We start from the raw sequence: 18237 nt of genomic DNA, 5'->3' as shown, positions 1-18237 counted from the left end.
CTCACTGCTCCTTTCCCTCGGCCGTGTACAGCGGGAGGCGGGCGTCGATGGCCTGGTCGACCCAGGTCTGGCGGACCCAGCCGTGCGCCGGGTCGTCGCAGATGAGCCAGGCGCGGTCGTCCCCCGGCCCCGCCATGACGTTGAGGTAGTAGAGGTCGTAGCCGGGCACGGCCATGGACGGGCCGTGCCAGCCGTGCGGGATGAGCACCACGTCCTCGCTGCGGACCTCGGCGAACACGTCGATCGGCCGCTGCTCGGTGCCGTAGACCCGCTGGTAGCCGACGCCGGGGCCGACCGGGCCGTCGGCGACCTCGAAGTAGTAGATCTCCTCCAGTTCGCGCTCGGTCTCGGTGGCCTCGTCGTGCTTGTGCGGCGGGTAGGAGGACCAGTTCGAGGAGGGCGTGAGCACCTCGCAGGCGATGAGCTTGTCGCACTCGAAGGTCTGCGGGGTGCAGAAGTTGTTCACCTGGCGGCTGGACTGCCCGGCTCCGCGCAGCTCGACCGGCACGTCCTCGGCGGCGCCGTAGCGGGCCGGCAGACGCTTCCCGCAGCGCGACGCGGGCAGCGCGAACCGGCCGCCGCCGGTGCTGGCGACGGTCGCGGTGGCCTCGCGCGGCAGGTAGACGAAGTCGGTGACCCGGGAGAACACGTCCTGGCGGCCGGTGACCTCGAACGTCCGGCCGTCGACGGTCACCGTGCAGCCGCCGTTGAGGGGCAGCACCAGGGTCTCGGAGTCCCCGGTGGTGACCTCCTGGCTGCCGCCGGGCGCCAGTTCCAGTACGCGCAGCCCGGAGTAGCTCCATCCCGCGGACTCGGGCGTGACGACGGTGCGGAACGGGCCGGAGGCGGTGCTTCCGGCCGGAAGGTAGTGCTTGGATTCGGAAGTGCTCACAGCAGCCCCACAGCGGTGTCGACGGCGCCGACGACGTCGTCGTCGGCGGGGTAGAGCAGGGATCGCCCGACGGTCAGGCCCTTGACCGTGGGAAGTTTCAGTGCCGCGCCCCAGCGGGCGTAGGTGGCCTCGGGATCGGCGGCCAGCTCGCCGCCGAGCAGCAGCGCGGGCAGGGTCGAGGCGGCCAGCACGCGCTCCATCTCGTCCACCACCGGGACCTTCAGCCAGGTGTAGGCGGAGGAGCGGCCGATGCCGGAGGCGATGGCCACCGAGCGGGTCACCGCGTCCGGCGACAGGTCGTTCTTGACGACGCCGTCGGTGCGGTGCGAGATGAACGGCTCGACCATGGCCATGAGCCGCGCCGTGTTGAGGTCGTCGACGGCCTTGGCGCAGGCCTCGAAGGTGGCGGGGGTGCGGTCGTCGTTGTAGTCGAGGCGGAGCAGCATCTTGCCGCCCTCGAAGCCCATGGCGGTGATGCCGGCGGTGTCGTAGCCGGTGAACCGGTCGTCGATCTCCCAGGACGCCCCGGCCAGGCCGCCGCGGTTCATCGATCCGAAGACGCTCTTGCCGTCCAGCGCTCCGAGCAGCAGCAGGTCCTCCAGGATGTCGGCGGTGCCCAGGACCCCGGTGACGCCGGGCCGGGCCAGCGCCGCGCACAGCCGGTCGAGCAGGTCGGCCCGGTCGGCCATGGCCATGGGCCGCGCTCCGGCGCGCAGCGCCCCGCGCGCCGGGTGGTCGGCGGCGATGATCATCGCCTTGCCGTGCTCGCCCACCAGGGAGTCGGGCTTCACCCGCCGCGCGGCGGCCTCGGCGATCGCCTGGGGGTTGTGCACGCGCGTCTCGATGATCTCGCGCAGTCGGTCGGTCGACATCAGCTGCTCCCGCCCGTCGAGGTCGCCCCCGCGGCGGTCGCGGCCAGCTTGGCCTCGACCTCCTCCTGTGTGGGCATGGCGTCGGAGCAGGAGAGCCGCGAGGCGACGATGGCACCGGCCGTGTTGGCGAAGCGCATGATGTGCTCGGTGTCCCATCCGGAGAGGAGGCCGTGGCAGAGCGCGCCGCCGAAGGCGTCGCCCGCGCCCAGCCCGTTGACCACGTCGACCGGGACCGGGGGGACCGACACCTCACCCGAGTCGTCCACCGCGAGGACGCCCTTGGGGCCCTGCTTGACGATGGCGAGGTCGATACCGATGTCCCGGGCGGCCGTGGCGGCCGACCTCGGGTCGGTGCGGCCGACGGCGGTGTCCCACTCGTCGAGGTTGCCCGCAGCCACGGTGGCATACGGCAGCGCCTGGGCGACGACCTCGCGGGCGATGTCGCGCGACTCCCAGAACATCGGGCGGTAGTCCAGGTCGATGATGGTGATGCCGCGTTTGCCGCGGGCCTTGAGCGCCTCCAGGGTCGCGGTGCGGCTGGGCTCCTGGCACAGGCCGGTGACGGTGACCCAGAAGATGTCGGCGGCGCGGATGGCGTCGTAGTCGAGCTCCGCGGCGTCGATCTCCAGGTCGGCGGCCTTGGGGTCGCGGCCGTAGAAGTAGAGGGGGAAGTCGTCGGGCGGGAAGATCTCGCAGAAGGTCACCGGGGTGGGGCGGCCGGGAACGGGGCTGACGAAGCGGTCGTCCACACCGAAGCCGCGCAGGGCGGAGTGCACGAAGGCGCCGAAGGGGTCCTCGCCGGTGCGGGTGATCAGGGCCGCGCTGTGTCCGTATCGGGCGGCGGCCACGGCGACGTTGGTCGGGCTGCCCCCGATGAACTTTCCGAAGGACCGCACCCGATCCAGCCCGACACCCACCTGCTCCGGGTAGATGTCGACGCCCACGCGGCCCATCGTGATGACCTCGAATCGGCCATCGGAGTGCCGGCGGTCACTGGGTTTCACTCGAACCTCCGTTGAAGTCTGCGGCCGGTTCCTGTGCTGTCCGGCCGGTGTCGGGATCGGCGCGGTGGCGCTACAGCTGGGGCCGCACCTCGGCGACCTGGACCGGCCGCCCCTCACGCATCGACTTGTCGGCGGCGTCGGCCACGAGCACGGCCTCCAGAGCGTCGGCGACGGTGCAGGGGCTCTCTCCCCCGTCGGCGACCATGCGGGTGAAGGCCCCGATCTCCGCTTCGTAGGCGGGAGTGAAGCGGGACCAGAACTCCTGCCACGGCTGGCCGGTCGGGAAGTCGACGCCCTCTTCGGCGGAGAGGAGGGGGGCGCGCTCGTCCAGGCCGACGGCGATGGTGCCGCGGGAGCCGGCGAGCTCCATACGGACGTCATACCCGCCGCCGTTGTAGCGCGACCCTTGCAGGGTGACCATGGTTCCGTCGTCCATCCGGAGCACCGCGGCCGTGGTGTCCACGTCCCCGGCCTCGGCGAAGTAGGAGGCGCCGCGGTTGGCGCCGTAGGCGTAGACGTCGGTGACCTCGCGGCCGGTGACCCAGCGCAGGATGTCGAAGTCGTGCACGTGGCAGTCGCGGAAGATGCCGCCGGAGGTCGGGATGTAGGCGGCGGGCGGGGGCGCGGCGTCGCAGGTGACGGCGTGCACGCGGTGCAGCTCGCCGAGCTCGCCGTCGCGCAGCGCTTGGCGGGCGCGGGTGTACCCGGCGTCGAACCGGCGCATGAACCCGATGTGCACCTGCACGCCGCTCTTCTCGACCTCGCGCAGCACCTCCACGGTCCCGGGGACGTCGGGCGCCACCGGCTTCTCACAGAAGACCGGGATCCCGGCGCGGACCCCGGAGAGGATGAGCTCCGGGTGCGCCGCCGTCGCTGCGGTGATGACCAGGCCGTCGACGGCGCCTGGAGAGAGCAGCGTGGCGATGTCACCGGCGACGTGGGCGCCGACGCGTCCGGCGACGTCGCGGGCGCGGTCCCTGTCGGCGTCCGCGAGCAGGAGCTCGGTGACCTCGGGGCGCGCCGCGATGGCGGCGGCGTGTGAGGCGCCGATCCGACCGGTGCCGACGAGTCCGATCCGCATACCCATCCTCTTTCAGGTAGATCCAGGCAACAGGGTGTTGTTCTGTGGGTCACAGCCCTTGAGAAAGTTTGTACGTTGGGTGCGAAGATCTTGTCAAGAGTTTGTCTAGACATATGGACGTCGTAATATCCAGGCAACGTGTCGACTACGTAGACTGGAGGGGAGCTTCCGCGGCCGACCGCGCCGAGGTAAAAGATCCTTCGACCCACCTACACGCCCCTCAGGAGCACCAAGAGAACGGAGTCGCGTGTCAGAGTCGCCCCTGTCGATCCCCCTCGACCGCAGCAGCCCGGTGCCGCTGTACTTCCAGGTCGCCCAGGAACTGGAGCGGCGCATCCAGGCTGGCGAGATGCCGGCCGGGACCCGGCTGGAGAACGAGGTCGTGCTCGCCGGACGGCTCGGCCTGTCGCGGCCCACCCTGCGGCGGGCGATCGAGTACCTGGTCGACCGTGGGCTGCTGGTGCGCAAACGCGGGGTCGGAACCCAGGTGGTCACGCCCCGGGTGCGCCGTCCGGTGGAGCTGTCCAGCCTGTATGACGACCTGAGCCAGGCCGGCCAGCGCCCGCGCACCGAGGTGCTCGACCTGAGTGTGGGCCCCGCCCCGGACGCGGTCGCCGCGAATCTGGAGGTCGCCCCCGGGACCGAGGTCTACCTGCTGGAACGCCTGCGCTACGCGGGCGACGAGCCGCTGGCACTCATGCACAACTACCTGACGCTGGACCGCGTGGAGCTGACCCGCGAGAAGCTCGCCGAGACCGGCCTCTACCAGCTGCTGCGCGCGTCGGGTATCACGCTGAAGATGGCCTCGCAGAGCATCGGCGCCCGGGGCGCCACGGCGGCCGAGGCCCGGATCCTCGGTGAATCGCGCGGTGCGCCGCTGCTCACGATGGACCGCACCGCCTACGACGACATCGGCCGGGTGGTCGAGGTCGGGTCGCACGTCTACCGCGCGACGCGCTACTCCTTCGAACTCACCCTCACGGCCTGAAACAACGCAAGATCCCCCGTTGATCTCGGGGATATCGACCTCATACCGGCGAGTATTCGGTCGACATCCCCGAGATCAACGGGGGACCAGGCGGTTCAGCGGACGATCTTCACCCCGAAGTGCCCGCCAAGGGCCAGGCCGATGGCCATGTGCATGGCCGAGTACATCTCCATGCCCCGGGCGCTGACCAGCGGACCGAGGTCGAGCACGTCGTCCCAGCCATACGACCGCAGCAGCTCGGTGACGGCGGTCTTGGCCTCCGCGTAATCGCCCGCGACGAAGATGGTGTGGTCGCCTCCGCCGACGCTCTTGGGATCGACGACGGTCTCCTGCTCCTGGGTACAGAACGCCTTGACCACCTTCGTCCGGGGGAACGCGCGCTGGATCTGCTCGCCGAGGCTGTCGGTGTGTCCACGGGGTCGAGCCGGGGCATCCACCCCCACGGGGTCTCCCACTTGTGCGGGATGTCGGGGTTGTAGACGTAGGGGATGGCGTAGTCGATGAGCACCTTGCCCGCCAGGTTCTGGTCGCCGACCCCCGAAAGGGCGTGGAGCGCGTTGTGGCCGTCGATGCCGTTGATGATCAGCTCCCCGGCCGCAGCCGCCTCCGCGAACGTCGCGACCTCGATGCCGGGGTGCTCGGCGAGCCACACCGGGTAGGGCGGGTTGCCCATCATGTCGGCCTCAGTCCGGGCCATGGTGGCCTTCGGGTCGCGCGTTCCGACGGTGACCTCGTGGCCCAGCTCGGTGAGCTTGGCGGCATGGCAGCGGGCGCCGCCGCCGGTTCCCAGGACTGCGATCTTCATGGCTGTATCCCCTGTGGGTGGAATGGCGCGGTGCGGGCCGTCCGTATCAGGGCTCATCACGACGACGCACTTTCAGTACATCTGTACAATAATGTGCTCTCGGGGAGAACAGACAAGCACCGAATCGCAGCGAGTTCGCCCCTGGCGGCACATCACGCCGCCCACCGCACAGGCGCGCCGGACAGCCGCAGCCCGCCAGGAAACACCTAAGTAAAAGAATCTTTTCCAACGCGGCACCTCCAGCCCGTGGACCCCTGTCTCGCCACCGATCGCTCTGCCCAGCCCGGCGACGAGTGGTACAGTACATCTGTTCCATAGTGCCCACCATCTCCCCCCAGGAGGATCCGCATGCCCCGGCCCGACGCCACGGCCACCGGATCGACGCCGCGCCGCCGTGACCCCAAGCGGCGGATCGCGGAGATCATCGCCGCGACCGAGCGCGTCATCGCCGCCCGCGGAGTCGAAGGGCTGACGCATCGGGCGGTCGCCGAGGAGGCCGGCGTCCCGCTGGGAGCCACCACCTACCACTTCGCGACCAAGGACGACCTGCTCCACGCCGCTCTGCAGAGTGCCGTCGAGCGCTACGGCGCCTACCTGGACGAATGGGTCTCCCTCCGGCCCGAGCTCAGCGCCGAGCAGCTGGCGGTGCTGCTCGCCGACGCGCTGATGAAGTGCTTCGGCCCGTGGCGCGACCAGCAGACGGTGGAGCTCGAGGTGTACCTGGCCGCTCTGCACCGCCCCGCGCTGCGGCCGATCGTCGACCGCTACACCGAGCTGACCACCCGCGCGCTGGCCAACTACACCGACCCACTCACCGCCCGAGCCGCAGCCGCCGCCAGCACCGGCATCACCCTGGGCGGCCTGGCCGGAACGGCGGCGCCGACCCGCGGCGAGGTGGAGGACATGCTCCGGCGCGTCCTCCTCCCCAACCCCGACCTGCCCGCCCCCGGGCAGCAGGACTCGACGGAGAAGACCGAATGAGCAGCGCCCGCCGCCGCGTCACCCCCGCCGAACGCCGCGCCCGCCTCGCCGAGCGCCATCTTCTCGCGGCGGGCACCAAGGCCACCGACACCACGGAGGTGGTCGACGCGCTGGTGGCCCTGCACGCCACCGATCCGGCGACCGTCTACCTGTCGGTCGCCTCGCGGCTGCCCGGCGCCACCCGGGAGGAGATCGAGGACGCCCTCTACCGTCCCGACCTGCTCCTCCGCACGACCTGCATGCGCCAGACCCTGTTCGTTGTCGGCCGCGACCTGGCCCCCGCCGTGATCGCGGCCTCCGGACGCGCGGCGGCGGCACAGCGCACCAAGGGGCTGCTACGCATCATCCGCGAATCGGAGGTGGGCGATGAGCAGTGGCTCGAACGCGTTGGCCACGACGTCATCAGGGTTCTGCGCGAGCGCGGCTCGGCGACCACCGCCGAGCTGGCGGAAGCCGTCCCCGGGCTGGAGCAGCGGTTCGCCCTCTCCCCCGGCAAGAAGTACGAGTCCAGCTCCACCGTCGCCGCGTTCCTCCTGTTCATCCTGGCCGCCGAGGGACGCATCATGCGCGGTCCGCGCCGCGGAGGATGGACCAGCAACATGCACGCCTGGACGCCCGGCCCCGAATTCGAGGACTTTCCGGAGACCGAGGGCCGCGCGGAGCTGGCCCGCCGCTGGCTGGCCTCCTTCGGCCCGGGAACCGTCGACGACCTGAAGTGGTGGACGGGGTGGACCGTCACCGCCACGCGGGCGGCGCTGGCCGATGTCGGCGCGGTGGAGGTCGAGCTCGACGAGGGCGTCGGCTACGTGCTGCCCGAGGACCTCGAACCGCCCCGGGCGGAACCCGAGGCCGCGGCGATGCTCCTGCCCGGCCTGGATCCCACGCCCATGGGGTGGCGGCACCGCGACTTCTACCTGGACCCCGACCACCGGCCCGCGCTGTTCGACCGGATGGGCAACATCGGCCCGACCGTCTGGTGGAAGGGCCGCATCATCGGCGGGTGGGCGCAACGGAGCGACGGGGAGATCGCCTGGCGGCTGCTACCCGGCGTCGACCCCGGTCAGGAGGCACACGCGGCCATCAGCGCGGCGGCCGAGCAGCTCACGGACTGGCTCGGCGACGCGCGCTTCACGCCCTCCTACCGGACCCCACTGGAGCGCGAACTCGCCGGGTGAGCCGACAATGACCGATCCGGGGTACTGGTCCCCTCATGGAGACCAACCCCCGGTACGTGTTCATCCTGCGAGCGGCCAAGTCGGCCATCCTGGCCTCGGTGTCGCTCTTCTGCCTGCTCGTCGTCTTCGGAAACGTCACCGACTACTGGGTCAACTTCGATTTCGTCGCCCACGTGCTGTCCATGGACGCGCACATCGAGGACCTGGACAAGGTCAGCACCATCGACTACCGCGCGATCACCGTCCCCGCGCTGCACCACGCGGTCTACGTCCTCATTATCGCGGTCGAGCTGTTCGTGGCCGTGGCCTGCGCGATCGGCGCATGGCGCACGGCGCGGGCGCTCCGGGGCGAGAACTCGGCGTTCGACGCCGCCAAGACCTGGGGCGTCATCGGGCTGGCCGCCGGGATCCTGCTGTGGTTCACCGGGTTCCAGGTGGTGGGCGGAGAGTGGTTCGGCATGTGGATGAGCGCCGCGTGGAACGGCCTCCCGGCCGCCGACCGGATCACCACGTTCTTCCTCGGCGCGCTCATCTTCCTGTCGTTGCGCAACGACCGCGTCGGCGACTGAAGACACTTCTCCCACGTCCACGCCCCCGTTGATCTCGGCGAAGTGCGCCCAATACCCGCGGGTATTGGGCGCACTTCGCCGAGATCAACGGCAGTGAGGGCGGAGGTCACCGCACCCGGAAGCGGGTGCGGCGGGCGCGTCGGCGGAAGCGGCGGGTGGTCGCATCCCGGGCCAGCAGCGAGGCGCCGATCAGTCCGGCCTCGTTGCCCAGTTCAGCGCGGACGATGCGGGCCTCCGGGCGGTAGCCGCGACCGGTGAGCTGGCGGCGGAAGGCCGTGCGGGCGGGGCCGAGCAGCAGGTCGCCACAGTCCGAGACACCACCGCCGATGATGAACAGCTCCGGATCGAAGGCCGCGGCGAGGTTGGCCAGGCCGATGCCGAGCCAGCCGCCCGCGTCCTCCAGGAGTTCCACGCTCGCGCGGTCGCCCTCGCGGGCGAGGTCGCTCACGAGCGGGCCGGTGATCAGTGCGGGGTCGCCGCCGACCGCCTGGATCAGGCCGCGCGCCACCGGGGAGTCGGCCGCGGCCAGTTCGCGTGCGTCGCGGGTGACCGCGTTGCCGCTGGCGTACTGCTCCCAGCAGCCGCGGTTGCCGCACTCGCACCGGTGGCCGCCGGGGACGACCGTCATGTGCCCGAACTCTCCGGCGATGCCGTAGCGGCCGCGGTGCAGCTTCCCGTCAAGGATGATCGCGCCGCCGATACCGGTGCCGAGGTTCACCACGAGGATGTCGTCGACGCCGCGTCCGGCACCCACGCGGACTTCGGCCCAGGCCGAGGCGTTGGCGTCGTTCTCCACGACGACGGGGAGTTCCAGCCGCTGCGTCAGTGCCTCGCGCAGCGGCTCCTTCCGCCAGGCGAGGTGGGGGGCGAAGAGCACGCTGGCGCGCTGCTCGTCGACGAAGCCCGCCGCCCCCACGCCGACGGCGTGCACGGGGTACTCGCGGCGCAGCTCCTCGATGACGGAGACGATGGTGTCCTCGACGACCTTGGGGCTCTTGCTCTTGTCGGGCGTCTCCGTGCGCCGCCGGGCCAGGACACGGCCCGACGGGTTCACGACGCCCGCCGCGACCTTGCTTCCACCGATGTCGATACCGACCGTGAGCCCGCGAACGTACCGACCGGTTCCCCTGGAGAATGCCATAACCCGCCCACTTTATCGGCGCAGCACGGCACGGGAGCTGAACGGCGAAGGCCCCGGCCCCGTCGCATCGCATCGACAGGACCGGGGCCGGGGCCGAAGACCACTCGGGTCGGGCATGGCCGGTGGCACGTGGTGAGGGCGCCCCCTTGCTCAGCCGTTCTTACGCCGCCGCCACACACCGCCAGGGTCGCTACAGCCGCGTGGGGGTCACCAGCTCGGACGCGTCGGCCGGCGGCGCCGACTCGTAGGGGAAGTGGGTCGCCCCCAGCGCCGGTTCCAGGTCGAACAGCCAGCTGGCGTTCTCGTCGTATTTGGCGAAGAACGGCTTGCCCACGAGCTCCGGGTCGCGCGCCTGGATGAAGTGGAGCACGAAGACCTTCTCGCCGGCGATCTCGGTGACGCCGTCCACGCAGACCTTGCCAGGCGTGGCCGACATGGACGGGCCGCGCACGGTGCGGGCCAGGCCGGAGACCTTGGTGTAGGCGGCGCGGAAGATCTCGTAGGCCTCCCCCAGCGGGACGGCGAAGTAGTCCTGGGGACCGGTGTCACGCTCGACGAACATGTAGTAGGGGACCATGCCCATGCGGATCTGGGTGCGCCACATGGTCTCCCAGGTGGCTGGGTCGTCGTTGATCGTACGGATCAGCGGGGCCTGCGTACGGATCACCGCACCCGTGTCGCGGATCCGGCGCACCGCCTCGTGCACCAGGTCGGGCAGCAGCTCGTTGGGGTGCGAGAAGTGCGCCATGAACGCGAGGTTCTTGCCGGACTCGACGACCTTCTCGAACAGGCGGAGGGTGTCATCGGCGTCGGGGTCGGTGACGAAGCGCTGCGGCCAGTAGCCCAGCGCCTTAGTACCGATCCGGATGGACTCCAGGGTCTCGATGCCGAGGAGCGGTTCGATGTAGCGGGAGAGGACGCCCTCGCCCATGATCATCGGGTCGCCGCCGGTGAACAGGACGCTGGTGACCTCGGGGTGCTGGTGCAGGTACTCGACCAGCTGGTCGATGTCGCTGGACGCGAACTTCAGGTCGGCGTCGCCGACGAACTGGGCCCAGCGGAAGCAGTAGGTGCAGTACGCGTGGCACGTCTGCCCCTGCTTGGGAAAGAAGAGCACCGTCTCGGCGTACTTGTGCTGCACGCCGGGGATCGGGTCCTCGTTGCCGATCTTGGGGACGTTGAGCTCCATCTGCCCGGCGGGGTGGGGGTTGAGTCGCGCGCGGACCTCGTTGGCGGCTTCGTTGAGCTCCTTGCGGGGGGCCTCCCGACGCAGCAGGTCGGCGATCCTGGCGACGTCCTCGCTCGGGAGCATGTCCGCCTGCGGGAACACCAACCGGTAGATCGGATCGTCGGGTGCGGCGTCCCAGTCGATCAGGTCGTCGATGACGTAGGTGTTGACCCGGAACGGCAGCACTGTGGCCACCGCACGCACCGCCAGACGTTCCTCGGCGCTCAGGCCGGCACGGGCCGTCAGCTCGTCCAGATGTTTCGTCGTGTAGGCACGAAACCGACGTCCGGCGGACGGGGACAGTGCCGCGTCGTGCGTCAAGCTCACGCGTCTCCTCTCATGACAACCGACAGGCCGCCCAGGCGGGTCCACGGGGCGGCGCTGGCACAGGGGTCATGGCGTGTTCGCACGCCAGCGGACCACCCACAATGTGAACGATGTGGTTAAAGCCCAGACCCGGAGGGTGATGCAGGGCCGGGCCAGCAAACGGACATACCCGACTAGGCCGATACTTACCCACTTTACGAAGATAAATCGCTGACCTGGGTTTATTCGTACCGTCTACGGGAGACTCCCAGGTCTCCCGTAGCCTGACCCCGGGGAGGGCGACACAAGGGAGCAGACGTCGGGACCTGGGAACCGAAGGTCGCCACAGGACCCTCGCCATCCCCACCCCCAGCACAGCCGGTAGGCCGGTCGGACCGTGTGGACAGCCCGGAGAGCGCTGTCCAGAGGAGAGCGAGGAACCTGTTTGAGCGGCGGATCCCCGGCGAGACGCTCCGAGACGCCGGTCATCGCGGTCGACGCCATGGGGGGCGACCATGCGCCCGCCGCGGTCGTCCAGGGGGCGGTGCACGCGGTCCGCGAGCACGGGCTGCGGCTGGTGCTGGTCGGACGGGCGCGGGAGATCACGGCGCTGCTCGCCGAGCAGGGTGCCGCCCGCGAGATCCCGGTCGTGCACGCGGAGGACACGCTCGCCATGAACGAGGGCGCGCTGGCGAGCTGGCGGCGACCGCGGTCGAGTGTTGCCGTCGCCTGCAAACTCATCCGGCAGGGGGACGCCGCCGTGCTCGTGTCGGCGGGGTCGACGGGCGGGGTAGTCGCGACCTCCACCGTGCGGCTGCGCAGCCAACCCGGCGTGCTGCGCGCGGCACTGGCCGTGGCGCTTCCAACCCGTCCGGTTCCCACGATCCTGCTGGACGCCGGGGCCAACGCCGATGCCAAACCGGAGATGCTGGTGCAGTTCGCCCACCTGGGCGCGGCGTACGCGCAGACCGCCTACGGGGTCGCCGAGCCGCGGGTGGGGATACTGACCATCGGCTCGGAACCGGGAAAGGGCAACAAGCTCGCGCGCAAGGCCGCCGAACTCCTCCACGCCACGGCCGCGGACACCACCGCGGGCGCGCCCCGCCTCGACTTCCGAGGCAACATCGAGGGCCACGACCTCCTCGCGGGAGAGGTCGACGTGGTGGTCACGGACGGATTCACCGGCAACGTCGCCCTGAAGTCGGTGGAGGGGGCGGTGAGCTTCGCCTTCGACACCATCCACGAGGCCCTCACCTCCAGTCGCCTGGCCAAAGCCGGAACGCTCCTCCAGCGCAGCGCCCTCCGCGACCTGAGCGACCGCTTCGACAGCGACACCTACGGCGGCGCGGTCCTCCTCGGCCTCAACGGAACGGTCGTCATCGCCCACGGCGCCAGCAGTTCCCGTGGCATCGAACGCGCCTGCCTCCTCGCCAACGACCTGGCGGGGGGCCACATCGTCGACCAGGTCCGCCGCCGTCTCCATACCGCTCCCCGCCCGCAGAGCTGGCTGCACCGGCTGAGCCACAGCGAGGAATAGCCGACGGCCGGCCTCTCCCTAGGCACGGGGGGTGACGACACCCACCGTGCGATCACCTCACCTGCGGCGCCGAACGGCGTAACCGTACTGCTCCGGCCAGCGCGGGTCGGCGCCGAGCTCGGTGGCGGCGTGCTGGGGCCAGTAGGGGTCACGGAGCAGTTCGCGGCCGAGCAGGACGGCGTCGGCCTGGCCGGAGGCGACGATCTGTTCCGCCTGCCGCGCCTCGGTGATCAGGCCCACGGCGCCGGTGGCCAGCCCCGTCGCGTCGCGGACCTGGGCGGCGAAGGGGACCTGGTAGCCGGGCTCCACCGGGATCTCGGCATCCGGGACCATGCCGCCGGTGGACACGTCGAGCAGGTCGACGCCGCGCGCCTGGAGTTCCTTGGCGAGCCGGACGGTGTCGTCCCCCGTCCAGCCCTGGCGGGCGTCGGCGGGGTTCTCCGTCAGCCAGTCCGTGGCAGAGGTCCGGAAGAAGACCGGAAGGTGGTCGGGCCACACCTCGCGCACGGCATCGACGACCTCCAGCGGGAAGCGCAGACGGTTCTCGAAGCTGCCGCCGTAGGCGTCGGTGCGGTCGTTGGTCGCCGGGGAGAGGAACGAGTTGATCAGGTAGCCGTGGGCGCCGTGCACCTCCACGACCTCGAAGCCGGCGGCGAGTGCGCGCCGGGCCGAGTCGGCGAAGTCGCGGACGAGTTCGCCGATCTCCGCCGCTGTCAGCGCGCGGGGCGCCGGGAGGCCGGGGAAGGGCTCTGCGGTGGGACCGACGGTCCGCCAGCCGCCCTCGGGCTCGGGCAGGTACCGGTCGCCCAGCCAGGGCTTGTCGGTCGAGGCCTTGCGCCCGGCGTGCGCGAGCTGGATGGCCGGCACCGCCCCGTACTCGCGGATCGCCGAGGTGACGCGGGCGAACGCCTGCTGTTGGCGGTCGTTCCACAGGCCCAGGTCCCACGGGCTGATGCGACCGTCGGGGCGCACGCCCGTGGCCTCGGCCATCACCAGCCCCGCGCCGCCAGCGGCGCGGGCGGCTAGGTGGGCGAGGTGGAAGTCCGTTGGGGCGCCGGTCTCCGGGCCTTCGGGGGCCGCGGAGTACATGCACATCGGGGACATCCAGACGCGGTTGGGAATCTCCAGCGACCGCAGGGTCACGGGTGTGAACAGAGCACTCACCGATGGTCTCCTCACTGCAGGGGAACGGCTGACCGCGACCGGCCAGGCGTTAGTACGATAATCGACGTACTACGATGTTTGTCAAAGTACGACGTCACTCGTACTTTGTGCGGTGAGTCTCAACGCACGGAGGTCGCCATGCCCACCCCCGAGCGGACCGCCGGGTCCGGGCGCCGGTTGGCACACCCGGACCGGGAGGACATCCAGCTGGAGGCCGTGCTGCATGCGCTGGCCGATCCCATCCGACTGCGCATCGTGTGCGAGTTGACCGACGGCCACACCGAGATGGCCTGCATCGCCTTCAACCTGCCGGTGAGCAAGTCGACGTCCACGCACCACTTCCGGGTGCTGCGGGAGGCGGGCGTCATCCGCCAGCACTACGAGGGAACGGCACGCATGAGCCGACTGCGCGAAGACGACCTGGAAGTGCTCTTCCCCGGCCTCCTCTCGGCGGTGCTGGAGGCCTACCGGCGATCCCACCGACCCGCCTGACATAGGAAAGGGTGGACCGGAACGCGGTCGCCGAGCGCTGGGTTGGGCGCAGATCTCTGTCGACTAGGGGACGGCCGCACACCCGGGAGTCCCTGGCTCGCAGGGAATGCGGATGGGGCGTACACGCTGCAGGTCCCGCACCTTTTATGGGTCAAGAGCAGTTACAGCGGAACCTCATCAAACTGCGTCGAGGTCACGGAGTTCGGCCATGGCGTGGCCGTACGTGACTCGAAGAGCCCCAGAGGACACCTCGCCTTCGCCATCCCCGAATGGTCGGCCTTCCTTCAAGCCGTGAAGGACGACGAGCTCGACTGACGAGACACGGAAGGGCAGGTGCGCTGTCCCGGCTACCGCCGCCTTCATCGGTGCATCCTCCTGATCACCATCACCGCAGCACGACGCGCACGTGCCAGGCGTCAGGCGTTCGGTGCACGGCACGCCCAGCCGCTTCGCCCATCAAGCTGTTCACACCCGTGGTCAGTTAGAAGAACCGTGCCCGCGCCCTACCCCGGCGCACGGACCGAACTCGCCGCCCGCACCGCCACGAGCACACGCACCCATGTCGGGTATTCGGCCTGCTGTTAGGTCATAAGCCGACGGCAATAGCCCCCTCTGCGCTACTTGAGCTGCAGTGCGGTTGAGGTTCTACGGTGAGCGGGTTCGACCGCGAATCGAGGAAAAAGGAACCCAAATGCAGAACACTCGTGTGGTCGTTACCGGCGCCGCGCGCGACTTCGGGCGGACGCTGGCGATCCGTTTCGCCGAGTTGGGCGCCGAGGTCTTCCTGTCGGACCGCAGCCTCACGGCGGCGGAGGCGACGCGGGACGAGATTCGGGCGCTCGGTCATGGCCGCGTGCACGCGTTCGCCTGTGACCTCGGTGATCCCGAGTCGATCCGCGAGTTCGCACGGCAGGTGGGCGAGCGGACTGACCGGGTGCACATCGTGCTCAACAACGGCGCGCGGTGGCTCGACGCGACCGACCTGGACGCTGTCGACGACGACATCACGGCCGCGATCACCTCGGGCGGTTCCGGAACGGTCCTGATGACCAAGCACTTCCTTCCCCTGCTGCGCGCCTCGGAGCGGCCCGACATCGTCAACCTGATCTCGTCCGTGGCCTCGCCCCGTGGTGACGTGGGCGTCGGCAACCCGGCCTTCTACGCCGCCAAGGGCGCCCAGGCGAACTTCGCCGAGATCATGTCCCAGCGCCTCCGACCGCTCGGTGTGCGGGTCATCTCCCTGTACCCGCCGGACTTCCGCAACATCGACCCGCTCGGCGAGGAGTGGGAGAAGGCCGACCGGGGGCCGGACTCCCAGCTCACCTCCCGCTCGCTGCTCGACTGCGTCCTCTTCGCCGTCAACCAGCCGCGGGACTGCTTCATCCGCTCCTTCGCTTTCGAACCGGTGGCCTCCCCGTCGGCCGGTGGTGCGGCTTCCAGCCCGGTGTAGTGGGGCAAACCCAGCGGCAGCCTACGATTTCCCGAGGTTTGTCCCCCGCTGGGAAAGGGCCAACGGCCGATGCCTCCTCTTCACCCCGCCCGACCAAGGCCTCGACGGAAGGCCGCGGTCGCGGCTGCGGCCACCGTCGTGGCTGTGCTTGTGGCGGTCGCCGCCACGGTCGTCGTCGGTATCTCGACGGCCCGTGCGTATACGCCGTCTCCTCTTTCACGCAGCGGCCCCGAGGTCGCCAAGGACGCTCTTCCGCGACTCAACTTCCTCCGCTCAGAGCTGAGGTCCGGCGGTGGCGAGGAGATGCAGGCGCTGTTTCCCGAGGGCTACTTCTTCACCCACGTCCTGTATGGGCTGAGCTGGATCAACGTTGGAGCCCTCGACCCCGATCACCGGGACGAGGCGCTCCGGGAAGCCCGATGGGCCCTGTCCCGGCTGGAGTCCCCGGCGGGCTCCGGGCCGTTTCCGGCCGATGCCGAACCCGCCTACGGGGTGTTCTACACAGGATGGACCACGTGGCTGCGCGGTCGGATCGTCGAGTTGTCAGGTGGCCCGGAAGAAGCTCCGGACGACACCCGGGCACTGCGCGCGGCCGCAACGGAACTCGGCGACGCGTTCGACACGGCGCTCGACGCCGGGACGCCGTATCTCACCGCCTACCCCGGGCAGGCGTGGCCGGTCGACAGCGTGGTGGCGGTGGCGGCGCTCCAGCTCGACGACCGCATCCATGCGTCGGACGCGCATGCCGACACCATCACCGCGTGGAAGCGGGCCGTCAACGCCCGGCTCGACCCGAAGACCGGACTGATCCCCCACCAGGTCGATGCCGTGACCGGCCAGCCCCTCCAGGGCGCGCGGGGCAGCTCCCAGACCCTTCTGCTGCGATTCCTTGCCGAGATCGACCCAGAGTGGGCGGCCGAGGACTACCGCACCTTCCGGTCGCACTTCGCCTCGGACATCGGCATGCTGCCCGGCGTGCGTGAGTACCCGCGCGGCGACGACTCCCCCGGGGATGTGGACTCCGGCCCCCTGATCTTCGGCCTGTCGGCGTCAGCGAGCACGGTCGCCCTGGGCGACGCGGTCCTCTTCGGCGACCAGCCGACGGCCGCCGCTCTGACCGGCCTCGCCGAGGCCACCGGCATGGCCGTCGAGTCGGGAGGCCGACGCTTCTACCTCGGCGGTCTGGTCCCCGTGGGTGACGCGTTCCTGGTCTGGTCCCTCACAGCCGAGGGCGAAACCGCGGCTCCGGACCCCGCACCGACCACCGAAACCGCCACCTGGTGGCGCGTCCCCTGGCACATCGGAACCGGGGTCACTCTCCTGCTCCTGTCGGCTGCGGCCCTCTACTCCTGGCGCCACGCCCGCCGTCATCACCACACGAGGAGTCCGGCCGACCGGTCGACGCCGTAAGGCCGCTCAGGGGCCGCCGTCGCCTCCGCGGAACACCGCGCTCCCTTCCTGCCACGTGCGATCGAGGTCAGAGCCCGGGGGAAAACGTCCATCGATCTCCAGGATGACCATCCCGTGCGCGTACGCCCACAGCGCCTGCGCGCGCTCCGGATCGCCGGTGAGGGAGAAGAACGGCTCCCCCGACCAGTCTTCGAGGTCGCGGGCGAGGCGTTCGCGGGGCAGGGGGCCGGCGGTCGCCAGGCGGTAGAGGTTGGGGTTGGTCAGCGCATAGCGGCGGTACGTCCGGAGGACGGCGGCGAAGGGGTCGGGATCCTCCATGGCGGCGCGCAGCGCGGTGCCCAGCCCGGCCAGGCCCTGCTCGATGAGCGCCACTTCGAGCGCGGCCTTGTCCGGGATGTGCTTGTACAGCGACGGCGCCCGGATCCCCAGCCTCGCCGCGAGGGCGCGCAACGTCAGCGCGTCACGGCCCTCCTCTTCAAGGAGGGCGCGCGCCTCCTCGACGATCTGCGTCGCCCGCGCTGTGAGGGGCGCGGGCGCGGGGTGTTCACTCATCGGTGCATCGTCTCAACGCGGTGCTTCAACGCCGAATTCATCGCGGTGAAGCCGTCCTTCACGTCCAGCGCTCGTCGGACGATCGGCACGAGGACACCGGTGAACGTCTCCCCCTGGACGAGGCGGGTGCGCCGATCGCCCATCTCTTCGATCAGGAAGTAGTGCTCGCCATCGACGACACCGGGGACACCGGGGACACCGAACCGCCCGATCCACCGCAGTTCCCGCTCCGGTTCGGCGGCCAGCACGATCGGTTCGAAGACCATCGCCTGCCCGTCGGTCGAGAGTTCCACCCTCAGCCGCTCCCCCGCACTGGGCGCGCCATCCGCGTTCACGATGAACGGATTCCAATCCGGATAGGCGTCGAAGTCGGTGAGCACCTCCCAGACACGTTCGGGAGAGGCCGAGATCGCCACCTCGGTGCGGATGCGGTACGGGCGAAGCCGAGTCGAGACGTAGAGGCCCACCATCGCGATGAACAGCAGGAAAAGCGACGAACCCAGGATGATGCGGAACATGCCGACCCCCGAAGCTAACTTAGTTAGCCACAGCTTAAGCTAACAACGTTAGCCTGACAAGAGCCGGTCGTC

The 18237-nt window shown here is 70.2% G+C and carries 19 protein-coding genes and 1 pseudogene; 9 read left to right on the top strand and 11 right to left on the bottom strand.

The features are described from left to right. Position 1 precedes the first annotated feature (1 nt). The 4 genes from iolB to CDO52_RS05425 form a co-directional block, all read right to left on the bottom strand. Entirely contained in the window at positions 2-892 is an 891-nt protein-coding gene (gene iolB, locus CDO52_RS05440; RefSeq protein WP_017620217.1) for a 5-deoxy-glucuronate isomerase, read from the bottom strand. Beyond that, complete coding sequence (locus CDO52_RS05435) at positions 889-1764, bottom strand: Cgl0159 family (beta/alpha)8-fold protein (protein ID WP_017620218.1); 876 nt, start codon at positions 1762-1764, stop codon at positions 889-891. Before CDO52_RS05435 ends, iolB begins: the two co-directional genes overlap by 4 nt. Then, on the bottom strand, positions 1764-2768 hold the full coding sequence (gene iolC, locus CDO52_RS05430; protein WP_017620219.1) for a 5-dehydro-2-deoxygluconokinase: 1005 nt from the start codon (positions 2766-2768) through the stop codon (positions 1764-1766). Before iolC ends, CDO52_RS05435 begins: the two co-directional genes overlap by 1 nt. A 70-nt stretch (positions 2769-2838) precedes the next feature. After that, positions 2839-3849, bottom strand: a complete 1011-nt coding sequence (locus CDO52_RS05425; protein WP_017620220.1) for a Gfo/Idh/MocA family protein — start codon at positions 3847-3849, stop codon at positions 2839-2841. 247 nt (positions 3850-4096) lie between these two features. On the opposite strand from CDO52_RS05425, the gene CDO52_RS05420 reads away from it, so the two are divergent. Continuing rightward, a complete protein-coding gene (locus CDO52_RS05420) occupies positions 4097-4837 on the top strand; it encodes a GntR family transcriptional regulator (RefSeq protein ID WP_017620221.1) in 741 nt (246 codons plus the stop codon). Positions 4838-4932: 95 nt separating this feature from the next. On the opposite strand, the gene CDO52_RS28565 is transcribed toward CDO52_RS05420, so the two are convergent. Together CDO52_RS28565 and CDO52_RS29395 are read right to left on the bottom strand one after the other, a co-directional pair. After that, the gene (locus CDO52_RS28565) at positions 4933-5280 is read right to left on the bottom strand and encodes an NADPH-dependent F420 reductase (protein ID WP_017620222.1); all 348 of its coding nucleotides are present in this window, start codon (positions 5278-5280) and stop codon (positions 4933-4935) included. Positions 5281-5339: 59 nt separating this feature from the next. Further along, positions 5340-5642: pseudogene (locus CDO52_RS29395) on the bottom strand (NAD(P)-binding domain-containing protein); the annotation flags it as partial. 348 nt (positions 5643-5990) lie between these two features. On the opposite strand from CDO52_RS29395, the gene CDO52_RS05410 reads away from it, so the two are divergent. From CDO52_RS05410 to CDO52_RS05400, 3 genes are read left to right on the top strand one after another with little or no spacing between them, the layout of a single operon-like run. Further along, the gene (locus CDO52_RS05410) at positions 5991-6623 is read left to right on the top strand and encodes a TetR/AcrR family transcriptional regulator (RefSeq protein WP_017620224.1); all 633 of its coding nucleotides are present in this window, start codon (positions 5991-5993) and stop codon (positions 6621-6623) included. Next, positions 6620-7798 carry a winged helix DNA-binding domain-containing protein gene (locus tag CDO52_RS05405; RefSeq protein WP_017620225.1) on the top strand — a complete coding sequence of 393 codons (1179 nt, stop codon included), beginning with the start codon at positions 6620-6622 and terminating at the stop codon, positions 7796-7798. The genes CDO52_RS05410 and CDO52_RS05405 overlap by 4 nt, the downstream gene beginning before the upstream one ends. Before the next feature lie 35 nt (positions 7799-7833). Continuing rightward, a complete protein-coding gene (locus CDO52_RS05400) occupies positions 7834-8367 on the top strand; it encodes a DUF2165 family protein (RefSeq protein ID WP_017620226.1) in 534 nt (177 codons plus the stop codon). Positions 8368-8473: 106 nt separating this feature from the next. On the opposite strand, the gene CDO52_RS05395 is transcribed toward CDO52_RS05400, so the two are convergent. Continuing rightward, positions 8474-9508, bottom strand: coding sequence for an ROK family glucokinase (locus tag CDO52_RS05395; protein ID WP_017620227.1), 1035 nt, complete (start codon positions 9506-9508; stop codon positions 8474-8476). Between the two features lie 190 nt (positions 9509-9698). Next, the gene (locus CDO52_RS05390; protein WP_026126084.1) at positions 9699-11063 is read right to left on the bottom strand and encodes a KamA family radical SAM protein; all 1365 of its coding nucleotides are present in this window, start codon (positions 11061-11063) and stop codon (positions 9699-9701) included. 424 nt (positions 11064-11487) lie between these two features. On the opposite strand from CDO52_RS05390, the gene plsX reads away from it, so the two are divergent. After that, positions 11488-12579 (top strand): phosphate acyltransferase PlsX, encoded by a 1092-nt coding sequence (gene plsX / locus CDO52_RS05385; RefSeq protein ID WP_017620229.1) that lies wholly within the window; start codon positions 11488-11490, stop codon positions 12577-12579. 57 nt (positions 12580-12636) lie between these two features. On the opposite strand, the gene CDO52_RS05380 is transcribed toward plsX, so the two are convergent. Then, complete coding sequence (locus CDO52_RS05380) at positions 12637-13743, bottom strand: NADH:flavin oxidoreductase/NADH oxidase (RefSeq protein ID WP_017620230.1); 1107 nt, start codon at positions 13741-13743, stop codon at positions 12637-12639. Positions 13744-13881: 138 nt separating this feature from the next. On the opposite strand from CDO52_RS05380, the gene CDO52_RS05375 reads away from it, so the two are divergent. From CDO52_RS05375 to CDO52_RS05360, 4 genes are all read left to right on the top strand, one after another. Continuing rightward, entirely contained in the window at positions 13882-14235 is a 354-nt protein-coding gene (locus tag CDO52_RS05375) for an ArsR/SmtB family transcription factor (protein ID WP_017620231.1), read from the top strand. Positions 14236-14277: 42 nt separating this feature from the next. Continuing rightward, entirely contained in the window at positions 14278-14550 is a 273-nt protein-coding gene (locus CDO52_RS05370; protein ID WP_332459804.1) for a DUF397 domain-containing protein, read from the top strand. A 376-nt stretch (positions 14551-14926) separates the two neighbouring features. After that, entirely contained in the window at positions 14927-15685 is a 759-nt protein-coding gene (locus tag CDO52_RS05365; protein WP_017620233.1) for an SDR family oxidoreductase, read from the top strand. Positions 15686-15829: 144 nt separating this feature from the next. Next, positions 15830-17095, top strand: coding sequence for a hypothetical protein (locus tag CDO52_RS05360; RefSeq protein ID WP_017620234.1), 1266 nt, complete (start codon positions 15830-15832; stop codon positions 17093-17095). A 6-nt stretch (positions 17096-17101) separates the two neighbouring features. Here the strand turns inward: CDO52_RS05360 and CDO52_RS05355 are convergent, their stop codons facing one another. Both CDO52_RS05355 and CDO52_RS05350 read right to left on the bottom strand, forming a co-directional pair. Then, on the bottom strand, positions 17102-17647 hold the full coding sequence (locus tag CDO52_RS05355) for a TetR/AcrR family transcriptional regulator (RefSeq protein WP_017620235.1): 546 nt from the start codon (positions 17645-17647) through the stop codon (positions 17102-17104). After that, on the bottom strand, positions 17644-18165 hold the full coding sequence (locus CDO52_RS05350) for an SRPBCC domain-containing protein (protein WP_017620236.1): 522 nt from the start codon (positions 18163-18165) through the stop codon (positions 17644-17646). The genes CDO52_RS05355 and CDO52_RS05350 overlap by 4 nt, the downstream gene beginning before the upstream one ends. Between the last annotated feature and the right edge of the window lie 72 nt (positions 18166-18237).

The sequence above is a fragment of the Nocardiopsis gilva YIM 90087 genome (genome assembly GCF_002263495.1).
GTDB lineage: Bacteria > Actinomycetota > Actinomycetes > Streptosporangiales > Streptosporangiaceae > Nocardiopsis_C > Nocardiopsis_C gilva.
The sequence above is the reverse complement of the archived record's forward strand: the minus strand, read 5'-3'. Positions and strand labels throughout refer to the sequence as shown.